Consider the following 22,476-nt stretch of genomic DNA (forward strand, 5'->3'; position numbering starts at 1 on the left):
GCCGGATGCCGCCGGAATCAATGAGTCGTACTGATTCGGCGGTCGGAAAAATCGAAGGTATATCGTAACGGAGTTGACGTGAACATCTTCCCTGTAGTCCTGTGTGGCGGTAGCGGCACCCGTCTCTGGCCGTTGTCTCGGGGTGGTTATCCGAAGCAGTACCTCAAGCTGGCCGGAGAACACACGCTGGTTCAGCAAACCGTGCTGCGTCTGCGGGGCGTGCCTGGTGTCGAAGCGCCGATCATGATCACCAATGCAGAACAACGCTTCATCGTGGCCGATCAGTTGCGCAGTATCGACGTGACTGCGTCGGCGGTCGTGCTGGAGCCGGTAGGGCGCAACACGGCGCCTGCGGTCGCGGCGGCGGCGTTGCTCGCGATGGAGCAATCGCCGGACGCGTTGCTGCTCGTGTTGCCGTCCGACCATGTGATCCTGAGCGACGCGGTGTTCGCGAGGCTGGCCGATAAGGCACGCGATATCGCAAACGACGGGCATCTCGTCACGTTCGGTATCGAGCCAACCAAGCCACATACAGGCTACGGCTACATCCGTAGCGGCAATGCATTGGCGTCGCACGACGACGCGTTCCGTGTCGATGCGTTCGTCGAGAAACCAGATGCGGAAACGGCGGCGCGTTTCGTGTCGGAAGGCGGTTATTACTGGAACAGCGGCATGTTCATGCTGAAGGCCTCGGTGTATCTCGACGAACTCAAGCGTTTCGAGCCGGCAGTGCTCGACCGGGTCACGATGTCGGTCCAGCAGGCAAAGAGAGACGAGGATTTCGTCCGACTTGACTCCGATGCATTCCAGGCATGCCCGAACATCTCGATCGACTACGCGGTGATGGAGAAAACTGAGCACGCGGTGATGGTCGCGGCCGCCGATTTGAACTGGAGCGATATCGGCTCGTGGGCCGCCCTCGCGGATATTTCGGATACCGACGATACGGGCAACACGCTGTCGGGCGATGTTCTGACCGACGAGGTTTCCCATAGTTATATCCGGGCCGATCATCGAATGGTCACGGCCATCGGCGTCAAGGATCTGATCATTGTCGAAACGGCGGACGCGGTCCTCGTCACGCATCGTGATCAGTCGGAGCGCGTGAAGAAGATCGTCGAGCGTCTCAGTGCGTCGGGGCGACACGAATCGGTGACGCACCGGAAGGTCATCCGGCCGTGGGGTTCGTACGAGAGTATCGACCAAGGGGAACGCTTTCAGGTCAAGCGCATCATCGTCAACCCGGGCTCGTCGCTCAGCCTTCAGATGCACCATCATCGGGCTGAACACTGGATCGTCGTCCGCGGTACTGCGCGGGTGTTCAATGGCGACCAGGTCATTTTGCTGAGCGAAAATCAGTCGACCTATATTCCGCTGGGCGTGACGCATCGCTTGCAGAACCCGGGAAAGATTCCGCTCGAATTGATCGAGGTTCAATCGGGCTCCTATCTCGGCGAAGACGACATCGTCCGCCTCGATGACAACTATGGGCGGGACGTCGTCGCGGCGACGGGCAAGTAACCACGATTGGAATCCGGCGTGAATTCATGTCACATCAGCCATTCGCATGGCGTGACCGCGATCGACGATTCGGGCCGGAGTTTCAACATACTGAATAAACTGGAAAGAACATGACTGTTGCGATCATTACTGGCATTACGGGGCAGGACGGTGCGTATCTTGCGGAGCTTCTGCTCGAGAAAGGCTACACTGTTTACGGAACCTATCGGCGCACTAGCTCGGTGAATTTTTGGCGTATCGACGAGCTAGGTGTCAGCAATCATCCTAATCTTCACCTCGTCGAATACGATCTGACTGACCTTGGCGCAAGCATCCGCCTGCTTCAGACGACGCAGGCAACGGAGGTCTACAACCTGGCGGCCCAAAGTTTCGTCGGCGTGTCGTTCGATCAGCCGGCGACCACCGCCGAAATTACCGGGCTCGGCGCGCTCAACCTGCTCGAGGCGATTCGCACGGTCAATCCTGCGATCCGCTTCTATCAGGCCAGCACGTCGGAAATGTTCGGCAAGGTACAGGCCGTGCCACAGGTTGAAAGCACGCCGTTCTATCCGCGCAGCCCGTACGGCGTCGCCAAGCTTTACGCGCACTGGATGACGATCAACTATCGCGAGAGCTACAACATCTTCGGCTGCAGCGGCATCCTGTTTAATCACGAATCGCCGCTACGCGGCCGTGAGTTCGTGACGCGGAAGATTACGGACAGTCTTGCGAAGATTCGTCTCGGCAAGCTTGACGTACTGGAACTCGGCAACCTCGACGCCAAGCGCGACTGGGGCTATGCGAAGGAATACGTCGAAGGCATGTGGCGCATGCTGCAGGCGCAACGCCCCGATACCTACGTGCTCGCGACGAACCGGACCGAGACGGTCCGGGATTTCGTGGCGATGGCGGCACAGGCGGCAGGTATCGAGCTCGCGTGGCAAGGTGCCGGCGAGAACGAGACGGGCGTCGACACCCGAACCGGCAAGGCCGTGGTCAAGGTCAGCCCGAAATTCTACCGGCCGGCCGAAGTCGATCTGCTCATCGGCAATCCCGAGAAGGCAAGCAAGGAACTCGGCTGGGTGCCGAAGACGACGCTCGAACAGCTTTGCCAGATGATGGTCGAGGCTGACATTCGTCGCAACGAAGCGGGCTTCTCGTTCTAAGGCCATGGCAAAAGTCTTCGTAACGGGCCTGGACGGATTTACCGGCCGCTATATGGCGGAGGAGTTGATCCACTCGGGTCACGAAGTCTGCGGGATCGTTCACAAGCCGGTTGCCGGTGCGCCGTGGCGCACGCACGTGTGCGATCTGCTTGATACCGACGCGCTGGTTCGCGTGCTGTCGGACGAAAAGCCGGATGCCGTCGTGCATCTGGCGGCCATCGCGTTCGTTCAGCACGGTGACGTCGGTGCGATCTACCAGACCAACGTGGTGGGGACACGCAACCTGCTTGATGCGCTGACCCGCGCTGCGTGTCAGCCGCGAGCCGTGTTGTTGGCAAGCAGCGCGAACATCTATGGCAATTCCGACAGGGAAGTGATCGACGAATCCACTGCGCCGGCGCCCGCAAACGATTACGCGATCAGCAAGCTGGCGATGGAAATGGTCGCGCGCACGTGGCAGGACAAACTTCCGATCGTCGTCGTGCGACCGTTCAATTACACGGGCGTCGGTCAGGACGAGCGATTCCTGCTGCCCAAGATCGTTCGGCATTTCAGCGAGCGCGCGGCACGCATCGAGTTGGGCAATCTGAATGTCGTGCGGGATTTCTCGGATGTGCGCATGGTGGTCGCAGCGTATCGGAAGCTGATCGAAGCAGACTTCGCAGGACGCACGTTCAACGTCTGCTCAGGCGTCGGATATTCGCTGCAGGATGTCTTGGCGATGGTGCAGGAACTATCCGGGCACGAACTGGAAGTGGCGGTGAATCTACAGTTCGTGCGTGCGAACGAGGTCCACAAGCTCGTCGGAAATTGCCGGGCGCTCGAACATGCGATCGGTTCGACTCACGCGATACCGCTTCGCAATACGCTTGCATGGATGCTGGAGCGTCCATGAGCGAACTGACTGTTGACGGCATGTCAGGCATGGCCGGCATGCACGGCACGGTCATGGCCAGACATGCAGGAAATCGGGGTGGTGCCGACGTTTTCTTCGATACCGACTCGAATTCTCATAGCCCAGGTAAGTGAAAATTTATGCCTCTAGTTTCCTACGCGCAAAATCTCGAAGACGTCATGCTGCATCGCGCGCTGCAGCATGTGATGGCCGGTTTCTACATCGACGTAGGCGCATGGTCTCCCGACGAGCATTCGGTGACTCGGGCATTCAGTGAGATGGGGTGGAGCGGCATCAATGTCGAACCCAATCCGATGTATTTTGCCGAGCTCGAAAGTCGGCGTCCCCGCGATATCAACCTTCGGGTCGCGGTCGGTGAAAGCGCGGGTACGGGACGTATCCATTTGTTTCAAGACACCGGTTTGTCGACGCTTGACGGCACGATTGCCGGCGAACACGTTGCGGCTGGGTGGAGCGAGAATGTCCAGGATGTTGCCCTGACGACCCTTGACAACATCTGGCGCGAATACGTCAGTGCCGGGCGAGAGGTGCATTTTCTGAAAGTCGACGTCGAAGGGGCCGAGCGCGCGGTGCTGGCCGGTAACGACTGGAAACGCAACCGGCCGTGGATCGTCGTGGTGGAGGCAACGCTGCCGCTGACCCAGAAGGAATCCCATCAGGAGTGGGAGGGCATTCTTCTGGGCGCGAGCTACGTGCATGTCTATTCGGATGGGCTCAACCGGTTCTATGTCGCTGGCGAGCGATCCGAACTCGTCGACGCGTTCAAGTATCCGCCCAACGTTTTTGATGATTTCGTATCCGCGAGGACGGCGGAGTTAGCTGCGCAAGTCGAGACATTGTCCGCTCAGGTGGCGACTGCGGAGCAACGGGAACGCGATGCCGTGGAATCCGTGCGGCGGACGGAGGTGCAAAAGATACTGGAAGAGCACGAAGCAAAGTACCAGGAGCTTGAACGCCTGAACAAGGAGTTGATGCGCCAGGCAGAGGCGATGGAACGCCGGCGGATGGAGACGGAGCACGAACACAAGCGTCGGCACAAGGATGCGGAGAACCAGATCGCTGAATTACGTTCGGCGCTGTCCGGCCGGGACGTGGTGGTACAACAAGCCAGTCATCGAGCCGAGCTGGTCGAGCAGCAGTATCAGGCCGTTACGCAATCGATGTTCTGGCGCGCGACCTCCCCGGCGCGCCGGATCGGGGCGATGATGCCCCCGGCTGCGCGGCGGCGCGCGCGTCAGGTAGCTAAGGCTGCATGGTGGCTGGCTACTCCGTGGCGGATGCCGGCGCGGCTGGAGTTCTTGCGGCAGCGGCGCGCGACCCTGCTTCGCGAGCAGCAGGCCGTGAGTGATCAGGTCGAAGTCCTGCAAGACGTTGGTATTCCCGGTGCCGCGTCGTCGGGTCGGTACGCCGACTGGATTCGCACGGTCGAAACCCGGTCGAGCCCCGATGCCCGAATCAAGGTCGATGGGCCCCTCGTGAGCTTTTTGCTTGCCGATGTGGAATCGATCGAGAGCGTGTCGAGAACGGTCGGCTCGATTCGCGCACAATCGTATCGAAACTGGGAAGCCATCGTTGTTCACTCCGACTGCGATGCGGCGATGCTGAAACTCGTCGAAGAGTGGACGAGCGCCGATTCGCGCGTGATCGCTGTTGCCGCGTCTGGCGTGGCCCCGGGGCGGCCGGCGAACCTTGCAACGGGCTTTGATCACGCCAAGGGCGTGTTCGTCGCCGTTCTCGATAGTGGGGATATTCTGTCGCCCGGTGCGCTGAGCGACGTTGTTTCCGTACTCGCAAAGTCGCCGCGGGCGGACATTGTCTATGGCGACGAGGATGTGCAGTCGACGTCGCAAACGCGGGAACGACCGTATTTCAAGCCATCCTGGTCACCAGATCTTCTCTATGCGTTCAACTACTTCGGACGGTTGACGTTGCTTCGCCGCGCGTTGGTGACGCAGGCGGGAGGGGTGGACATCACTGCCGCGACCGCCGTTGAATGGGATCTCAACCTGCGCGTGAGCGACCATGCGCAGAACATCATTCGTGTTCCAAAGGTACTGTGCCATCGCAAGCCGGGGGCCAGCCAGGAACGGCCCGCGCCCGACACGATTGAAGCCGGCGATCATCGTGCGGTCATTCGGCGATATTGGGAGCGTCACGGTGTTAGCAGCGCGGTGACCGTTGAAACCCAGCAAAACGGCACCCAGCATGCCACTTGGCAGATCGAGCGGGCGCCGTTGGTTTCGATTGTCATTCCCACCAAGAACAAGCCGGAACTGCTCCGGATGTGCCTGGAGGGCCTGCTGCATGCAACGGACTATTCAAACAAGGAAATCGTCATCGTCGATACGGGATCGGATGATGCCGAGACGCTCGCATACTACGAGCAGTTGGAATCCGAACCGCAGGTTCGAGTCGTCCATTTCCGGAACAAGTTCAATTATTCGGCCGCGTGCAACTTCGGTGCGGTGAGAGCGCGTGGCGAGTTTCTGCTGTTCCTGAACAATGATATCGAGATCATCAAGAGCGACTGGCTGCAGGAACTGGTCCGATTTGCGATGCGTCCGGGCGTAGGTGTGGTGGGTACGAAGCTCATCTACCCATCGCTGGAATTGCAGCATGCAGGCGTGTCGATCGGCATTCATCTCGCCGCATTGATGTACCGGAGCGGCGGCGGCATCGAATGGGATGTATTCGGCTCGCCGGATCATCCGCGAAACTGGCTTGCGATCATGGGCGCCTGCCAGATGGTGCGCAGAAGCGCCTTCGAAGAGGTCGGCGGGTTCGACGAATCGTATCTGATTGCGATGAGCGACGTCGCGCTGTGCATGCGCATCTGGCGTGCCGGTTATCGTACGGCCTATACGCCATACGCCTGTCTCGTGCATCACGAAGGGGCGACGAGAGGGAACAGCAATCCGGTCGAGGATATCCGGCGCCTGGCCGACGACATCCGTCACTTGGGCATCGACGAGGACCCGTATCTTCACCCCGAACTGGATGGACATTGCGCCATTCCGACCCTTCGTTTGCAGGGTAGCGTCGGTGTTCGTGCGGAACTCGACCGGCAGCTTCGAGACACCGGTTCGCTTCCGTTGTCGGCGAGGGAGCTTCGTCTCGATGACGAAGGCATTTGCATGGAAATCGCGGGATTGGCGCGAGACGAGGTCGTGTGGCCCCCGCAGCCGGTCCACAAGGTTTCGGATATCTGGAGCGCCGCGCGCTGGTGTCTGGATTTGCTGCGTCGCCGGGCCGATCTTCGCGTCCGGTTCCCGCAGGCACTTTCGGCCGGACGCAACGGCGCATTTGCGCAATGGCTGCTTGCGGGCGGCGGACGTGACCTCGGCCTGACTGACGCGGGCGTCGCGGCGATCGATCAATTGTTCGAACAGGATTTTGGTGCGCCGGCACGACAGGTTTTCATGTTCCGTCAGGATGTCCGGGCACTCATGCCGCACGGGCTGACGCCGGCCGGACAGGCGGATCTGTTCGAATGGTTTATCCAGCATGGGCGTGTCGACGCGGACCTGCAACTCGAGCAAATCTGGTGGCTCTTTTGGCAAGCGTCGGAAGCGCCGGCCCGTGAGGTCGTGGAAGCCTATCGCTTTACACCAGCGTGGCAGCGACTCCATCCGGACGGGTTGACGGTTTTCGGGCGTTCGGCATTTGCTGCGTGGTTTGCCGCAACATACCGGGTCCACGAGTCGTGGGGAGTGCCGGAGACCTGGCCGATCGACTTGTCGCCTGCCGAGCAGATTCGAACGGCATACAACGCCCGTGAAGACTGGCGCGATCGTTTTCCGGCGGCGCTGCGTAACGCGGCCGAGGCGCGTGCGCTGATTGAATGGCTGCGAACGGACGAAGCCGCGTTGCCGCACGACATTCGTTCATGGTGTGAATCGCTGGAGACCGACGCAGTGGCCGCGTCGCTGGCGAAGCCTGGCGTCAACGTGATCGCGCACTTCTGTTATCCGTCGGGTCTGCGCGTCTCGGCGGAAGCGTTGGTGAAGGGCATGCGCGAGGTCGACATGCAGACGTCCTTACGCGATCTTCGTACCGATCAGAGGGATGATCCGCATCACGTCGATTTCTCCGGTACGGAAGATTTCGACGTCACGATCATTCATACGCAGCCGGAACCGTTCTTCGACGATGCGTACGGGCGGTCCGATTTGCTCGAGCGCGCGCAGCGAACCTACCGGATCGCATACTGGTACTGGGAGTTCGATTCGATACCGGACAGCTGGCTCGAACAAGCCGCACGCGTCGATGAAGTCTGGACTGCAACCGAGTTCGTTGCCAAGGGGTTACGCGAACGATTGAGCATTCCGGTGAGGACGATTTTCCCGGGGGTGCAGCTTGGCCAATATCAGCGCCGGGATCGATCGTACTTCGGACTGAACGACGGCGAGTATACGTTCCTGTTTACGTTCCACATGATGAGCGTCATGGAGCGCAAGAACCCGATGGGATTGATTCGCGCGTTCAGCAAGGCATTCGGGCCGGACGACCCGGTCTGTCTGGTGCTGAAGACTTCGTTCGGTGATCGTCATCCGGCCCAGATCAAGGAATTGCAGCTCGCGGCCGAGATGTCGGGGGTGAAGATCAAGATCATCGATCAGGTGTATTCGCCGGACGAGGTACTGTCGCTCATGGATGCATGCGATGCATACGTGTCTCTGCATCGAAGCGAAGGATTGGGTCTCACGATGGCGGAGGCCATGCTGATGGGCAAGCCCGTCATTGCGACGAACTACTCCGGCAACGTGGACTTCATGGACGACAGCAACAGCCTTCTCGTACCGTACGATCTCGTGAAACTGGGACGACCGATTCCTCCGTACGACGCCAATCTCCACTGGGCGGAGCCTTCGGTGGATGAGGCGGCAAAAGCGATGCGCAAGGTATTCGAAAATCAGGAATGGGCGCGCGAACTCGGTGCCCGCGCGCGCGAGAGCGCGCGCGTCAATCTGTCGTTGACCACGGCGGGTTACCATGCGGCGGATCGTATCAATGAAATCCTCGACGCGATGCCCGGGAAGTCCGGCAGCCGGTAACCAGTTGCCACATGATGCCGGCATCAGTCTCGGTTGAGCGTCGGCGCCGTAACTTGATCCGACGTTTCGCAGCGGCACTGCCGGACGGTGGCGTGTCCGGCAATGTCCGCCGGATTCGGCCGCCGCCGGCGAGTGCGTAGTGCCTTATCGGCCGTAGCTTGAGGGGGCGAAACCGATAAGCGCGTGCCAGTGACCTGAGGTCTTTTCAAGGCTGAGAAGATTGGTTGTCAGAAACCGCGGCAGCTGCGCAATTTTCGAGCCCTTCCGACGATTTTGCCGTCGCATTTGGCACGCAAGACGCAAGCGTATTGCACGGAGTCGGTCCATGCGACGCTCTTGATATCTCGATCTTCGAAGAAGTCCTTGTCATTGTTGCTGGCGTCGCATCACGTATCGACGTGTTGTCCTGCTTCGGAGCAACGGATGAATGTTGTGACGACACATCGTACGGATGCCGAACCATGGTCGGCGTGAAGGCAATGATGCTGCGAGGCGATACGTGTGTTCGCGAGGGTGTTTCTATTTTTGCCGAGACGCGATGTGCGGGATCGCGCAGTGTCGCGTGGTGCTCACCAACGACATTGAATGGCGTCCGGAAATAAGGGGCAGCTTTTTATGCCGACGATGACCATGCTGACGTTAGAATTGCGTCGTGGGCACTGTGAAACGCGCCGGCAAATTCGCCCGCCAGGTCGAGGCGGTGGCGACACCCGCCTTCCCGCAATCTGCCGGACTGCCTAACCTGCGCTTCGTCTGATAAGCGCGTAGCCGAACTACGGATGAATGTAACAAGCCAGCAACCCCGTGATGCCGAAGGATTGTCGGTTTCTATCGTCGTTTATCAGCCCGATAGCGCTCAGCTGGGGCAGACGCTGATTAGCCTATGTGCAGCGTGTGCGCGCCTCTGCGCTGCCTCTCCGGTCGAACTGTTCCTCGTTGATAACGGTGGACTGAGCGACGTTGCTGCATTGATTGATGATCTCGCTACGAAAGGCATTACCACCCGGATTCTGTCAGGCCACGGCAACGTTGGTTACGGACGTGGGCACAATCTCGCGATCGAATTGTCGACACGCCCGTTTCACCTGATCTTGAATCCCGACGTCGATCTCGACGCAGACGCGCTCGTTGCCGCCCGTGCATTTCTCGACTCACGTCCCGAAGCAGGTGCGCTCACACCGTGGATCGGCGATGACACGGGCGGGCAGCAGTATCTCTGCCGCCGTTATCCGGCGGTACTCGATCTGCTCGTGCGCGGCTTCCTGCCGGCGCGGTTCCGTGCGTCTTTTGCCAACCGCCTCGCCCACTACGAAATGCGCGACGTGATCAACGACCGTGACATCGTCTGGGATCCCCCCATCGTCAGCGGCTGCTTCATGCTGTTCCGCACTGAAGTCCTGAAGCAACTCGGCGGCTTCGATCCGCGCTATTTCCTGTACTTCGAGGACTACGACCTCAGCCTGCGTACGCACGAGGTTGCCCGCGTCGCGTACGTCCCGTCGGTGCGCGTGATCCATCACGGCGGCGGCGCATCCCGCAAGGGCTTCGCGCACATCCGCATGTTTGCGGCATCGGCCTTCAAGTTCTACAACCGCTTCGGCTGGAGGCTCTGGTGAGTCACCTCGTCGTCACCGGCGCGAACGGCTTCGTCGGCCGGGCAGTTTGCCGACTCGCGTTGCAAGCCGGGCACACGGTTACCGCGCTGGTACGACGTCCGGGCGGCTGCATCGACGGCGTGCGCGAATGGATCCACGACGCTGCCGATTTCGCGGGTGTGGATGACGCGTGGCCCGTCGACCTGGCCGCCGATTGCGTGATCCATCTCGCCGCCCGCGTGCACGTCATGCGTGACGAATCCCCCGATCCCGACGCTGCGTTCGATGCCACCAACGTCGCCGGCACGCTGCGTCTCGCCGACGCCGCGCGCCATCACGGCGTGCGCCGCATCGTGTTCGCGAGCAGCATCAAGGCGGTTGGCGAGGGCGACGGCGGAGTACCGCTGTCGGAAGCGTTCGAACCCGCCCCGCAGGATGCATACGGCCGTTCGAAGTTGCGTGCTGAACGGCAACTCGCGCAATTCGGCGCGTCGGCCGGGCTCGACGTCGTCGTCGTGCGTCCGCCGCTCGTCTATGGTCCGACTGTCCGGGCCAACTTCCTGCGGATGATGGATGCCGTCGCACGTGGAGTCCCGCTGCCGCTCGGCGCGGTTTCAGCGCGCCGCAGCATCGTCTACGTCGACAATCTCGCCGATGCGCTGCTGCGTTGCGCAGTCGATCCGCGCGCAGCCGGCGAATGCTTTCACGTCGCCGACGACGACGCACCGACGGTCGCAGGCCTGCTGCGCCTCGTGGGCGACGCGCTCGGCAAACCGGCGCGGCTGCTGGCGGTTCCGCCGGCCCTGTTGCGTGTGGCGGGCAACCTGACCGGCCGCAGCGCGGCTATCGACCGCCTGACGGGCAGCCTGCAACTCGACACCGGCCGGATCAAGCGCGTGCTCGACTGGCATCCACCCTATACGACCCGCCAGGGCCTCGAAGCGACCGCCGCATGGTATCGTTCGCGCGATACACGAAAATAAAAGCCACATGCTTCTCGCGAATCCCACCTGGCTCACCACGGCCGCGGTAGCTCTGGCCGCCGCATTCGCCTCGACGACGATTCTCCGCGTACTGCTCGCCACCGGGTTGGCCTGGCGTCTTGCCACCGATGTTCCGAACGATCGTTCGCTCCATACACTGCCGACACCGCGAGTCGGCGGATGGGGCATCGTGCCGGTCTGTGTCGTTGCGCTGCTCATGCTGGCGCCGCGACTGTGGCTGATCGCGATCGCCGCTGCCGGGCTGGCTGCGATGTCGCAGATCGACGACCGGCGCGGGCTGCCAGCCCGTGTGCGGTTCTCGGCGCACCTCGTGGCCGTCGTCGCACTGATCGTCGTGTTCCCGGCCGATGCGCCCTGGTGGCTGCTCGCCGGTGTCGGTTTCGCAATGGTCTGGCTGACGAACCTGTACAACTTCATGGATGGCGCCGACGGCCTCGCGGGCGGCATGGCGCTGTTCGGCTTCGGCGGGTACGCGGTCGCGGCGCTCAGTGGGGCACAGGCGTCGCCCGATCTCGTCGTTTCCGGGGCAGCGGTCGCCGGCGCGGCGCTGGGCTTTCTTCTGCTCAATTTCCACCCGGCGAGACTATTTCTTGGCGACGCCGGCTCGATTCCGCTCGGCTTCCTGGCCGGCGCGCTGGGCTACTGGGGCTGGCGTACCGATGTCTGGCCGATCTGGTTCCCCGCGATGGTATTCGCGCCCTTTATTGCTGACGCATCTGTAACACTTTTGAGACGTCTGTTACGCGGCGAAAAGTTCTGGCAAGCACACCGTGAGCACTATTATCAAAGGATGGTCCGGTCGGGCGTAGGTCACGGTCGGACCGCTCTTTATTGGTACCTCATCATGCTCGCAGGCATAATTCTGGCCGTGTGGGCAAAGGGCCGCCCCGAACTGCAGCAATGGCTGTCGTTCCTCGCGTGGTATGGCGTCCTGGCGTGGTTCGGATGGTTGATCGACAGGCGCTGGCACCGGTTTCAAGCGGCCGCCGAAAACAATTCTTGAGGTTTCCCGCCGATGTTGCGATCCAGAGCATCTTGGCTGTCCCTGAGTGCTTTCCTGTTCGACCTGACGGCCGTCGTCGCCGCATGGTTGTTCGCTTATCTCGTTCGTTTCAACGGCAGCGTTCCGCATGATTTCCTGAGCGGCGCGCTAATGGCATTGACGTGGGTGCTGCCCGTCTACGCACTGATGTTCCACGGGTTCGGTCTGTACCGCGGGCTGTGGGTGTTCGCGAGCCTGCCCGACCTGATGCGCATCGCAAAGGCCGTAGTCGGCGGCGGCGTGATCGTGATGATCGGCGCCGTGATGTTCCAGCCGCAGCCGATCATCCCGCGCTCGGTGCTGCTCGTGTCGCCGCTGATGCTGTTCCTCGCGATGGGCGGCGCACGCGCGCTGTATCGCGCGACCAAGGAGTACTACCTGTACGGCGGGCTCGTCGGCAAGGGCAAGCCGGTGCTGGTGCTCGGCGCTGGCACGGCCGGCGCGAGCCTTGCGCGCGAACTGTCGCGCTCCGGCGAATGGCGCCTCGTCGGCCTGCTCGACGACGACGTCACGAAGCAGGGCCGCGAAATCTACGGCTACAAGGTGCTCGGCTCGTTCAACGATCTCAAGCACTGGACCGATGCGATGAAGGTCGAATACGCGATCATCGCGATTCCGTCGGCGTCGGTCGAAACCCAGCGTCGCGTCGCGACGCTGTGCGTGCGCGCCGGCGTCAAGGCGATGGTGCTGCCTTCGCTGACCGCACTGATGCCGGGGCAGGGCTTCCTGTCGCAGGTGCGGAACATCGACCTCGAGGATCTGCTCGGCCGCGATGCCGTGACGATCGACACGCCGCACGTCGAGGCGCTGCTGCGCGGCCGCGTCGTGATGGTGACGGGCGCGGGCGGCTCGATCGGCTCCGAGCTGTGCCGGCAGATCCTGCGCTTCGCGCCGGCGCAGCTCGTCGCGTTCGACCTGTCCGAATACGCGATGTATCGGCTGACGGAGGAGCTGCGCGAGCGCTTCCCCGATCTTCCCGTCTTGCCGATCATCGGCGATGCGAAGGATTCGCTGCTGCTCGACCAGGTGATGTCGCGCCACGCGCCGCACATCGTGTTCCATGCAGCCGCCTACAAGCACGTGCCGCTGATGGAAGAGCACAACGCATGGCAGGCGCTGCGCAACAACGTGCTCGGCACCTATCGCGTGGCGCGGGCGGCGATCCGCCACGACGTGCGTCATTTCGTGCTGATCTCGACCGACAAGGCCGTCAATCCGACCAACGTGATGGGCGCGAGCAAGCGCCTCGCCGAAATGGCGTGCCAGGCATTGCAGCAGACGAGCGGGCGCACGCAGTTCGAGACGGTGCGGTTCGGCAACGTGCTCGGCAGCGCGGGCAGCGTGATCCCGAAGTTCCAGCAGCAGATCGCGAAGGGTGGCCCGGTGACGGTCACGCACCCGGAAATCACGCGTTTCTTCATGACGATTCCGGAAGCATCGCAGCTCGTGCTGCAGGCGTCGAGCATGGGGCAGGGCGGCGAGATCTTCATTCTCGACATGGGCGAGCCGGTGAAGATCGTCGACCTCGCGTGCGACCTGATCCGCCTGTACGGCTTCTCGGAAGAGCAGATCCGCATCGAGTTCACCGGGCTGCGGCCGGGCGAGAAGCTGTACGAGGAACTGCTGGCGGACGATGAGGCGACGACGCGTACGCCGCACCCGAAACTGCGGATCGCGCGCGCGCGCGAAGTACCGGACAACCTGCTCGATGAATTGCTGCCGTGGTTGATGCAGCATCGCGTATTGTCCGACGACGAAGTGCGGCGCGATCTGCGGCGCTGGGTGCCGGAATACCAGACGGCCGTTGCCCCCGTGTTGCAGAGCGTGCCGTCGGTGCGCGTCGCATCGAACGGGTGACGCGATCACGCTGCGAGTCGCACGTTGCGACGAACAAAAAGCGCCCGGCAGGGCGCTTTTTTTGTCTGGAAGGAAGCGACGTATCGCTCAGCGGCTCCGTCGGTGTTTGCGCACCACCATCCATCTGGGCGCCCTGAACCGCACGATGCTGAGATAAAGCCACACATAAGTGAGCGCGAACAGCACGACGAACACGAACAGATGCACCGTATGCCGCCAGAACAGCGTCGCCGGAATCACCGCGACGAGGCACAGCAGCCACAGATAAGGTGAAGTCAGCGAATTGCGTCGCGTCAGATCGTGCGCATGCTTCGTCCCCACGGCCCACCGCATCAGCCGCTTGTACACGAGCATATGCAGGTGCACGCCGTCCGGAATCCCCGGCGACATCCCGCGGATGAACTTCTTCCGGTAGATCGAGAAGCAGGTCTCGAAGATCGGATACATGAACAGCAGCACCGGGTACCACGCGGACACTTCACGATTGCGCATCACGAGCATGATCGCGAGCTCCGCGAGCATGAACCCGATGAAATACGCGCCGCCGTCGCCGAGGAAGATCAGCCCGGCCGGGAAATTCCACAGGAAGAAGCCGAGCACGGCGCCCATCATGATGATCGACGCGGACATCACGACCGGGTCGTTGACGTGGAACGCGACGTACGCGAGCGACGCGAACATCATGAAGCTGACCATCGATGCGAGCCCGTTGAAGCCGTCGATGATGTTGATCGCATTCGCGAGCGCCGCGACCGCGAGCACCGTGATGAACGCCGAGATGGCGACATACCCGAGCAGGAAGTCGAGCGGCGGCACGCTGATGCGCTTGACCGCGATGCCCATCAGCCAGAACGCCAGCGCGGCCGCGCCCATCGTGCAGAGCAGCCGCGCGCGCGGCGACACGCGCTTGGTCAGGTCCTCGACGAGGCCGGACAGGAACGCCGGCAACCCGCAGGCAGCGATCCCGAGAATGCTGCCGGCGATCGTCGGATAGCGCCGCGATACGAGCAGCCCGGCCACGACGACGCCGGCGAGGATCCCAATGCCCCCCACCCGCGGCACCGGCCGCACGTGGAATTTCTGCACGCCGGCCAGATCGCTGTCGATCGAGAATTTCTCGTGAAGGTGCGCGTAGCGCACGATGAACAGCGTGACGAGCAAGGAGACGATGAAGCCGGACGCGAAGCTGAGCATGGGATCGCTCGAAAAATGGACAGCGGATTATACAAAACCGCGCGGGTTCGCCTCCTGCCATCGCCAGTGGTCGGCACACATTTCCTCGATGCCGAGCGTCGCACGCCAGCCGATGATGTCGGCCGCGGCCTGCGGGTTCGCATAGCATTCGGCGATGTCGCCCGGGCGGCGCGCGACGAGTTCGTACGGCACCGGGCGGCCCGACGCCTTCTCGAACGCCCGCACGACTTCCAGCACGCTGTAGCCCTGGCCGGTGCCGAGGTTCACGACGAAGCTCGCGTCGCGCTTGGCGAGCGCGTCGAGCGCGGCGATGTGCCCCTTCGCGAGATCGACGACGTGGATGTAGTCGCGCACGCCGGTGCCGTCCGGCGTCGGGTAGTCGGAGCCGAACACGCGCAGCTTTTCCAGCTTGCCGACCGCAACCTGCGCGACGTACGGCATCAGGTTGTTCGGAATGCCGGCCGGATCTTCGCCGATCAGCCCGCTCGCGTGCGCGCCGACGGGGTTGAAGTAGCGCAGCGTCGCGATGCGCCACGACGGGTCCGACACCTCGAGATCGCGCAGGATCTGCTCGGCGATCAGCTTCGACTGGCCGTACGGGTTGGTCGCGGACAGCGGGAACGATTCGTCGATCGGCGAGCGCTCGGGCACGCCGTACACGGTCGCGGACGAACTGAACACGAACTGCCTGACGTTGCGCTCGCGCATGACCTTGAGCACGGCGAGCAGGCCGCCGATGTTGTTCTGGTAGTACTCGAGCGGCTTCGCGACCGATTCGCCGACGGCCTTGAGCGCCGCGAAGTGAATCGTGCCGGTGATCGGATGCGCGTCGAACACCTTCGCCAGCGCGGCTTCGTCGCACACGTCGACCTGGTGGAACGCGGGCGTCTTGCCCGTGATCCGCTCGATGCGTCGCACGGACTCGGCCTTGCTGTTGACGAGATTGTCGACGATCACGACGTCGTAGCCGTTGTCGAGCAGTTCGACGGCCGTGTGCGAGCCGATATAGCCGGCGCCGCCGGTGACGAGGATGGTGCCTTTAGCGGTCATTGCTGATGCGCTCCTTCAGAGTGTGAATCCTGTCAACGAATGGATGGTCTCCCGGTAACGTTCGACGACCTGCTGTTCGTCGAATTCCGCCGCGACCTTGTGCCGGCCGCGTGCGCCCATCGCCGCACGGCCTTGCGGCCCGAGCGCGATCATGCGATTCAGTTGCTCCGCGAGGCTCGCGCTGTCGCGCGCGCGGCACAGGAAACCCGTTTCGCCGTCGGCGACGACGTCGCGGCAGCCCGGCACGTCGGTCGCGACGATCGGCCGCCCCATCGCCGATGCCTCCATCAGTGTGCGCGGCACGCCTTCGCGGTACGACGGCAGCACGACGCAATCGGCCGCCGCGATGTGCGGGCGCACGTCGTGCGCTTCGCCGAGATACTCGACGACGCCTTCGGCGACCCACGCGTCGACATCCGCGCGGCCGATCGCGCTCGGATTGTCGACGCCGAGCGGCCCGAGCAACTGGAAGCGCGCGTTCGGGTAGCGCTCGCGTACGCGACGCGCGGCCTCGACGTATTCGCGCACGCCCTTGTCCCACAGCAGCCGGCCGATCAGGATGAAGACGGGCGCGTCGCCGGCGGGCAGCGGCACGGGCGCGAACTGGTCGAGATCGACGCCTTCGCCGTGCAGCAGCCGCGCGCGCTCGGGATGCGCGAGCAGCCGTTCGTCGGTGAAGGTCGCGAGATCGTCGCGGTTCAGGAACCAGACTTCACGCGGGAAGCGGAACGCGAACCGGTACAGGCGTTTTGCGACGCTCGCCGCGCGGCTCTTCTGGATGAATACGTAACCGAGCCCCGTCGTCACTGCGATCGACGGCACGCGCGCAAGCCACGCGGCCACCGAGCCGTAGATGTTCGGCTTGATCGTGTAATGGAACACGAGATCGGGCCGCAGCGCGCGGTAGTGGCGCACCAGCGCGGCGAGCGTGCCGAGATCCTCGCGCGGGCTCGTGCCTTTCGACGCGACCGCGAGCGCCACGTAGCGGCAGCCCATCTGCTCGAGCAGCGGCACCGTGCGGTCGTGCGGCGCGATCACGACGACCTCGGCGCCGCGCGCGACGAGCGCACGGATCAGCCCGTGGCGGTACGTATGGATCGCCCAGGCCGTGTTGCAGACGAGCGCGATGCGCAGCGGGGAGGTGGCGGACATGAAAAAAAGAAAAAATAAAGCGTCGAAATTGCCGAGCGGGCCGGATACGCGTCAGGCGGACGGCCGCGCGGCGAACAGCGTCTGCTTGATCCGCTGCAGCGTACGGTACGGCGTCACGAAATGCAGCAGGTTCTTGGCGAGGCCGGCCCAGTCGTACGGGTTGAGCACGTTGAAGTAGCGCAGCAGCAGCGTGAGCGTCGACACGAGCTGGCGCCGGCGTTTGGTCGCACTGATCCCGCCCTCGTTGAGCTCGTAATACAGGCCGAGTTCCGGCAGGTTCGCGCAATCGTAGCGTTGCATTAACCGTAAAAAAAGATCGAGATCCTCGGCCGCGCGGTACTTCGCGCGATAGTTGCCCACTTCGCGCACGGCGTCGATGCGCAACATGACCGACGGATGCACGAGCGGCGAGCGCAGGAAGCGGGTGCGGCGCAGCGTGCGCGGATCGGCGGGCGGGGTCAGCATGAAGCGCGGCTCGCCGGCGCGCGACACGACCTGCGTCCACATGCCGACGCAGGCCACGCGCGGGTGGGCGCCGAGATAGGCGCGCTCTTTCGCGAGGCGGTGCGGCGCGGCGAGATCGCCCGCGTCGATGCGCGCCGCGTAGCGGAAACCGCGCGCCGCGAGCGCATCGATGCCGGCCGCCAGCGCGCGTTCGATGCCGCCGTTGCGCGGCATGCGCAGCACGTCGATCGACAGGCCGGGCAAGTCGGGCGCGACGATCGGCGGCGTGCTGCCGTCGTCGACGATCAGCACGTGCACGGGCGCATCCTCGCGAAACGACGCGAGGGTGCGGACGACGTCGTCGTGCCCGTTGTAGGCCGGCATCAGCACGGCCACGTCGTCGAGCGGGGGCGGGCAATCGGGGGACGTCATGTTCGCAGCTTGAAACGGATGTAATAAAAGTTGACGGCGGCGGCGGCCAGATAGCCGGCCGCCAGCCCGACGAGCGCGCCGTACAGGCCGAGCCGCGGGATCGCGAACAGGTTGACGAGCGCGGCGATCGCCAGCGCGAGCAGCCATTTCGTCAGCAACACGAATTTTGCTTGATATTTGAGAACGATAAGATTGCCTATCGCCTCGATGCCGGCCGGCACGGACAGCCAGACGGCCCAGCGGAAGATGTCGACCGACGCCTCGTAGCCGCGGCCGAACACCTTGCCGACGATCAGCGGGGCGGCCGCGTCGAGCACGAGCGCGCCGGCGGTCATCAGGCCGGCCGTCATCGCGATCAGCCGGACGATGTTGCGGCGCAGCCGGGCGACGTCCTGCACGCGGTAGACGAAGGCGGGCGCGATCGTCTGTGCGAGCATCAGCGCGAGGGTGATCCAGTTCTCGTTGAGCTGCTGCGCGGCCGAATAGCGGCCGAGGTCGGCGAACGACACGTGGCGCTCGAGCATCAGGCGGTCGAGCTTCAGGAACAGGTACATGCAGATGAGACCGAGCCAGAACACGGTGCCGGCCGTCGCAAAGTGCCGGAACAGCGGGGTATCGAACGTCCAGCCGAGCGCACCGCCGTTACGGTGGCGGTAGTACAGCAGCAGCGCGAAGCCGATCGCGGCGGCTTCCAGCGCCCACAGCCACGCGAAGCGGGCGGGGCCGGCGGCCGCGCGGACCAGCAGCCAGACGAGCAGCGCCTTGGCGAGCGCGGTGACCATGCTGGTGACGAGCTGCGGCTTGCTGTAGGTCATGCTCTGCAGCCACGCGTTGATCACGCCGACGAACGGCTCGCGGAACACCATCGTGACCGCCAGGCCCGCGAGCATCGCGCCGACCAGCGGGTCGAAGGCGCCCGCGGCGATCGCGATCCAGGTCGCGACGAGCGCGGCGGCCGATACGGCGATGCGTAGCACGAACGCGCTGCCGAGCACCGCGCCGAGCTGGGCGGGCGGGCGCTGGACGATGGTCGGGACGAGGATTTCCGCGCCGCACACCCAGGTGAGCGGCGCCAGTACCAGGAGAAGCGTATTCGCATACTGCCATTTGCCGAACACATCTGGCCCGAAATAACGGGCCAGCAGGCCGCTGATCGCGATCGCGACGCCGATCTGCGTGAGCCGTTCGAGCCCCAGCCAGACGAGGTTCGCGACGGCCTTCGCGACGTCCGGGTTGCCGAAGCGCTTCAGCATGCGCGGCAGCGACGGCGCGCGCGGCGGGCGGCCGGAAACGGCGGGTGGGCGGCGGCGGGACGGCTAGGCATTAAAATGGGCGACATGCGCGTCATCAAAACCCGCGATTATAAGTGTGATCGCGGCTGCTCCAGCCGTTGCTCGCCGTGTCGTGCCGGCAGCCACGTATCATGTGCGGCACCCGCGAGCGGCGGCCGCGCAAGCCAGACAATTTTCCATGCACGCAACCGAGAGAAGAGAATCGATGATTTCCCAATCCATCTTCAAGGCATATGACATTCGTGGCGTGGTCGGCAAGACACTCGACGTCGACACCGCGCGCGGCATCGGCCGGGCATTCGGCAGCGAAGTGCGTGCGCAGGGCGGCGATGCGGTCGTCGTCGCGCGCGACGGCCGCCTGTCCGGGCCGGAGCTGGTCGGCGCGCTGGCCGACGGCCTGCGTGCGGCGGGTGTCGACGTCGTGGACGTCGGCATGGTGCCGACGCCGGTCGGTTATTTCGCGGCGAACGTGCCGCTGGCGCTGAAGGGCGGCGAGCGCCGCGTCGATTCGTGCATCGTCGTCACGGGCAGCCACAATCCGCCCGACTACAACGGCTTCAAGATGGTGCTGCGCGGCGCCGCGATCTACGGCGAGCAGATCCAGGCGCTGTACCGCCGCATCGTCGACGAGCGGTTCGAGACGGGCAGCGGCACCTATGAAGCGATCGACGTCGCGGACCAATACATCGCACGCATCGTCGGCGACGTGAAGCTCGCACGGCCGCTGAAGCTCGTGGTCGACGCCGGCAACGGCGTCGCGGGCCCGCTCGCGACGCGCCTGTTCAAGGCGCTCGGCTGCGAACTCGTCGAGCGCTTCACCGACATCGACGGCACGTTCCCGAACCACCACCCCGATCCCGCCCACCCGGAAAACCTGCAGGACGTGATCCAGGCGCTGAAGGACACCGATGCGGAGCTCGGCTTCGCGTTCGACGGCGACGGCGACCGCCTGGGCGTCGTCACGAAGGACGGCCAGATCATCTATCCGGACCGCCAGCTGATGCTGTTCGCGGAAGAGGTGCTGTCGCGCAACCCGGGCGCGCAGATCATCTACGACGTGAAGTGCACGCGCCACCTCGCGCAGTGGGTGAAGTCGAAGGGCGGCGAGCCGCTGATGTGGAAGACGGGCCACTCGCTCGTGAAGGCGAAGCTGCGCGAGACGGGTGCGCCGCTCGCCGGCGAAATGAGCGGCCACGTGTTCTTCAAGGATCGCTGGTACGGCTTCGACGACGGCCTGTACACCGGTGCACGGCTGCTCGAGATCCTCGCGAAGACGGCCGATCCGAGCGCATTGCTCAACAGCCTGCCGGACGCGATGAGCACGCCCGAACTGCAGCTCTGGCTCGACGAAGGCGAGAATTTCCGCCTGATCGACAAGCTGCAGAAAGAGGCGAAGTTCGACGGCGCCGAGGAAGTCGTGACGATCGACGGCCTGCGTGTCGAGTACCCGGACGGCTTCGGCCTCGCGCGTTCGTCGAACACGACGCCGGTCGTCGTGATGCGTTTCGAGGCCGAGACGCAGGAAGGGCTCAAGCGCATCCAGGAAGACTTCCGCCGCGTGCTGACGGCCGCGAAGCCGGACGTCAAGCTGCCGTTCTGAGCGCCGGCGGCCGGCGGGCCGCCCGTACGACGGCCGTCCATCGGCCGTGCTCGTCCCGAAAAGCGGCGCGCGCCCTCGGCGCGCGGCCGCTTTTTGTCTATCCGGCGCTTCGGCCGGGATAAAATCCCCCCTTTATGTCCGTCGCCGGCTGCCAGCCGGCGTTTTTTCAGCGTGCAAAAGATCCTGATCGTGCGCGTGTCGTCGCTGGGCGACGTCGTGCACAACATGCCGGTGATCGCCGATATCCGGCGCCGTCACCCCGATGCGCAGATCGACTGGCTCGTCGAGGAAAGCTTCGTCGACCTCGTGCGGCTCGTCGACGGCGTGCGCAACGTGCTGCCGTTCTCGCTGCGCCGCTGGCGCAAGAAGCCGTTCTCGGGCGCGACGTGGCGCGAGATCCGCGCCTTCCGTCGGCGGCTCGCGGCCGAGCAGTACGACCTCGTGATCGACTGCCAGGGCCTCATCAAGACGGCGTGGGTCGCGAGCTGGGCGCGCGGGCCGCTCGTCGGGCTCGGCAACCGCACCGACGGCGCCGGCTACGAATGGCCGGTGCGTTTCTTCTACCGCAAGCGCGTGCCGATCGCGCCGCGCACGCACGTGGTCGAGCGCTCGCGCCAGCTCGTCGCGGCCGCGCTGGACGACCCGGCGCCGACCCCGGCCCATCCGGTCGAATTCGGCCTCGACACGCGCGCGGCGGCGCGCGCGGTGGCCGCGCTCGGCCTGAACCTGCCGGTGCCGTACGTCGTGTTCGTCCATGCGACGTCGCGCGCCGACAAGCAGTGGCCGGACGCCGCATGGATCGAGCTCGGCCAGGCGCTCGTGCGGCGCGGCGCGTCGCTCGTGCTGCCGTGGGGCAACGATGCGGAACGGGCGACCAGCGAGCGGCTCGCGAAGGAATTCGGCGCGGCGGCGATCGTGCCGCCGAAGCTGTCGCTGCCGGCCGTGGTCGGGCTGATCGACGGTGCGGCCGCGACGGTCGGGGTTGACACAGGTCTGGTTCACATCGCGGCCGCGCTGAAGCGTCCGACGATCGAACTGTACAATTTCGCGACGGCCTGGCGGACCGGCGGCTACTGGTCGCCGAACGTCGTCAATCTCGGCACGGCGGGGCAGCCCCCGTCGATCGCGCAGGTGAAGTCGGCGCTCGCGGGCTTCGGTCTCCTGTAACGCTGTCCACA

At 64.0% G+C, this 22,476-nt stretch carries 16 protein-coding genes; 11 read left to right on the forward strand and 5 right to left on the reverse strand.

Annotation, left to right across the window (positions count from 1 at the left end; all coding sequences use genetic code 11):
* Positions 1–78: 78 nt before the first annotated feature.
* The 9 genes from WS54_RS17215 (at position 79) to WS54_RS17250 (ending at position 14,134) form a co-directional block, all read left to right on the forward strand.
* Positions 79–1,521 (forward strand): mannose-1-phosphate guanylyltransferase/mannose-6-phosphate isomerase, encoded by a 1,443-nt coding sequence (locus WS54_RS17215; protein ID WP_059779461.1) that lies wholly within the window; start codon positions 79–81, stop codon positions 1,519–1,521.
* 110 nt (positions 1,522–1,631) lie between these two features.
* Complete coding sequence (gmd, locus tag WS54_RS17220; RefSeq protein WP_059779463.1) at positions 1,632–2,666, forward strand: GDP-mannose 4,6-dehydratase; 1,035 nt, start codon at positions 1,632–1,634, stop codon at positions 2,664–2,666.
* A gap of 4 nt (positions 2,667–2,670) precedes the next feature.
* The gene (locus WS54_RS17225) at positions 2,671–3,561 is read left to right on the forward strand and encodes an NAD-dependent epimerase/dehydratase family protein (RefSeq protein WP_059779466.1); all 891 of its coding nucleotides are present in this window, start codon (positions 2,671–2,673) and stop codon (positions 3,559–3,561) included.
* Positions 3,558–3,695, forward strand: coding sequence for a hypothetical protein (locus WS54_RS33685; protein ID WP_159086682.1), 138 nt, complete (start codon positions 3,558–3,560; stop codon positions 3,693–3,695). Before WS54_RS17225 ends, WS54_RS33685 begins: the two co-directional genes overlap by 4 nt.
* 45 nt (positions 3,696–3,740) lie before the next feature.
* Entirely contained in the window at positions 3,741–8,636 is a 4,896-nt protein-coding gene (locus WS54_RS17230) for an FkbM family methyltransferase (RefSeq protein WP_236872797.1), read from the forward strand.
* 779 nt (positions 8,637–9,415) lie between these two features.
* Positions 9,416–10,252, forward strand: coding sequence for a glycosyltransferase family 2 protein (locus WS54_RS17235; RefSeq protein ID WP_059779470.1), 837 nt, complete (start codon positions 9,416–9,418; stop codon positions 10,250–10,252).
* On the forward strand, positions 10,249–11,214 hold the full coding sequence (locus WS54_RS17240) for a UDP-glucose 4-epimerase family protein (RefSeq protein ID WP_059779472.1): 966 nt from the start codon (positions 10,249–10,251) through the stop codon (positions 11,212–11,214). The genes WS54_RS17235 and WS54_RS17240 overlap by 4 nt, the downstream gene beginning before the upstream one ends.
* 7 nt (positions 11,215–11,221) lie before the next feature.
* A complete protein-coding gene (locus WS54_RS17245; protein ID WP_059779475.1) occupies positions 11,222–12,238 on the forward strand; it encodes an MraY family glycosyltransferase in 1,017 nt (338 codons plus the stop codon).
* Between the two features lie 12 nt (positions 12,239–12,250).
* Complete coding sequence (locus tag WS54_RS17250; protein ID WP_059779478.1) at positions 12,251–14,134, forward strand: polysaccharide biosynthesis protein; 1,884 nt, start codon at positions 12,251–12,253, stop codon at positions 14,132–14,134.
* Positions 14,135–14,221: 87 nt separating this feature from the next.
* On the opposite strand, the gene WS54_RS17255 is transcribed toward WS54_RS17250, so the two are convergent.
* Genes WS54_RS17255 through WS54_RS17275 form a run of 5 tightly spaced genes read right to left on the reverse strand, consistent with a single transcriptional unit; the run spans position 14,222 to position 19,659 of the window.
* Positions 14,222–15,328 (reverse strand): MraY family glycosyltransferase, encoded by a 1,107-nt coding sequence (locus WS54_RS17255; RefSeq protein WP_034206595.1) that lies wholly within the window; start codon positions 15,326–15,328, stop codon positions 14,222–14,224.
* Positions 15,329–15,355: 27 nt separating this feature from the next.
* Complete coding sequence (galE, locus tag WS54_RS17260; protein WP_059779480.1) at positions 15,356–16,378, reverse strand: UDP-glucose 4-epimerase GalE; 1,023 nt, start codon at positions 16,376–16,378, stop codon at positions 15,356–15,358.
* A 15-nt stretch (positions 16,379–16,393) separates the two neighbouring features.
* A complete protein-coding gene (locus WS54_RS17265; protein ID WP_059779482.1) occupies positions 16,394–17,530 on the reverse strand; it encodes a glycosyltransferase family 4 protein in 1,137 nt (378 codons plus the stop codon).
* Positions 17,531–17,581: 51 nt separating this feature from the next.
* On the reverse strand, positions 17,582–18,406 hold the full coding sequence (locus tag WS54_RS17270; RefSeq protein ID WP_059779484.1) for a glycosyltransferase: 825 nt from the start codon (positions 18,404–18,406) through the stop codon (positions 17,582–17,584).
* Positions 18,403–19,659, reverse strand: coding sequence for a lipopolysaccharide biosynthesis protein (locus WS54_RS17275; protein ID WP_034206599.1), 1,257 nt, complete (start codon positions 19,657–19,659; stop codon positions 18,403–18,405). Before WS54_RS17275 ends, WS54_RS17270 begins: the two co-directional genes overlap by 4 nt.
* Positions 19,660–19,903: 244 nt before the next feature.
* Between WS54_RS17275 and WS54_RS17280 the strand changes: the two genes are divergently transcribed.
* Both WS54_RS17280 and waaC read left to right on the forward strand, forming a co-directional pair.
* Positions 19,904–21,298, forward strand: coding sequence for a phosphomannomutase/phosphoglucomutase (locus tag WS54_RS17280; RefSeq protein WP_059499854.1), 1,395 nt, complete (start codon positions 19,904–19,906; stop codon positions 21,296–21,298).
* Positions 21,299–21,469: 171 nt separating this feature from the next.
* Positions 21,470–22,465 carry a lipopolysaccharide heptosyltransferase I gene (gene waaC, locus WS54_RS17285; RefSeq protein ID WP_059779486.1) on the forward strand — a complete coding sequence of 332 codons (996 nt, stop codon included), beginning with the start codon at positions 21,470–21,472 and terminating at the stop codon, positions 22,463–22,465.
* The last annotated feature ends 11 nt before the right edge of the window (positions 22,466–22,476 follow it).

The sequence above is a fragment of the Burkholderia sp. NRF60-BP8 genome, from assembly GCF_001522585.2.
Lineage (GTDB): Bacteria > Pseudomonadota > Gammaproteobacteria > Burkholderiales > Burkholderiaceae > Burkholderia.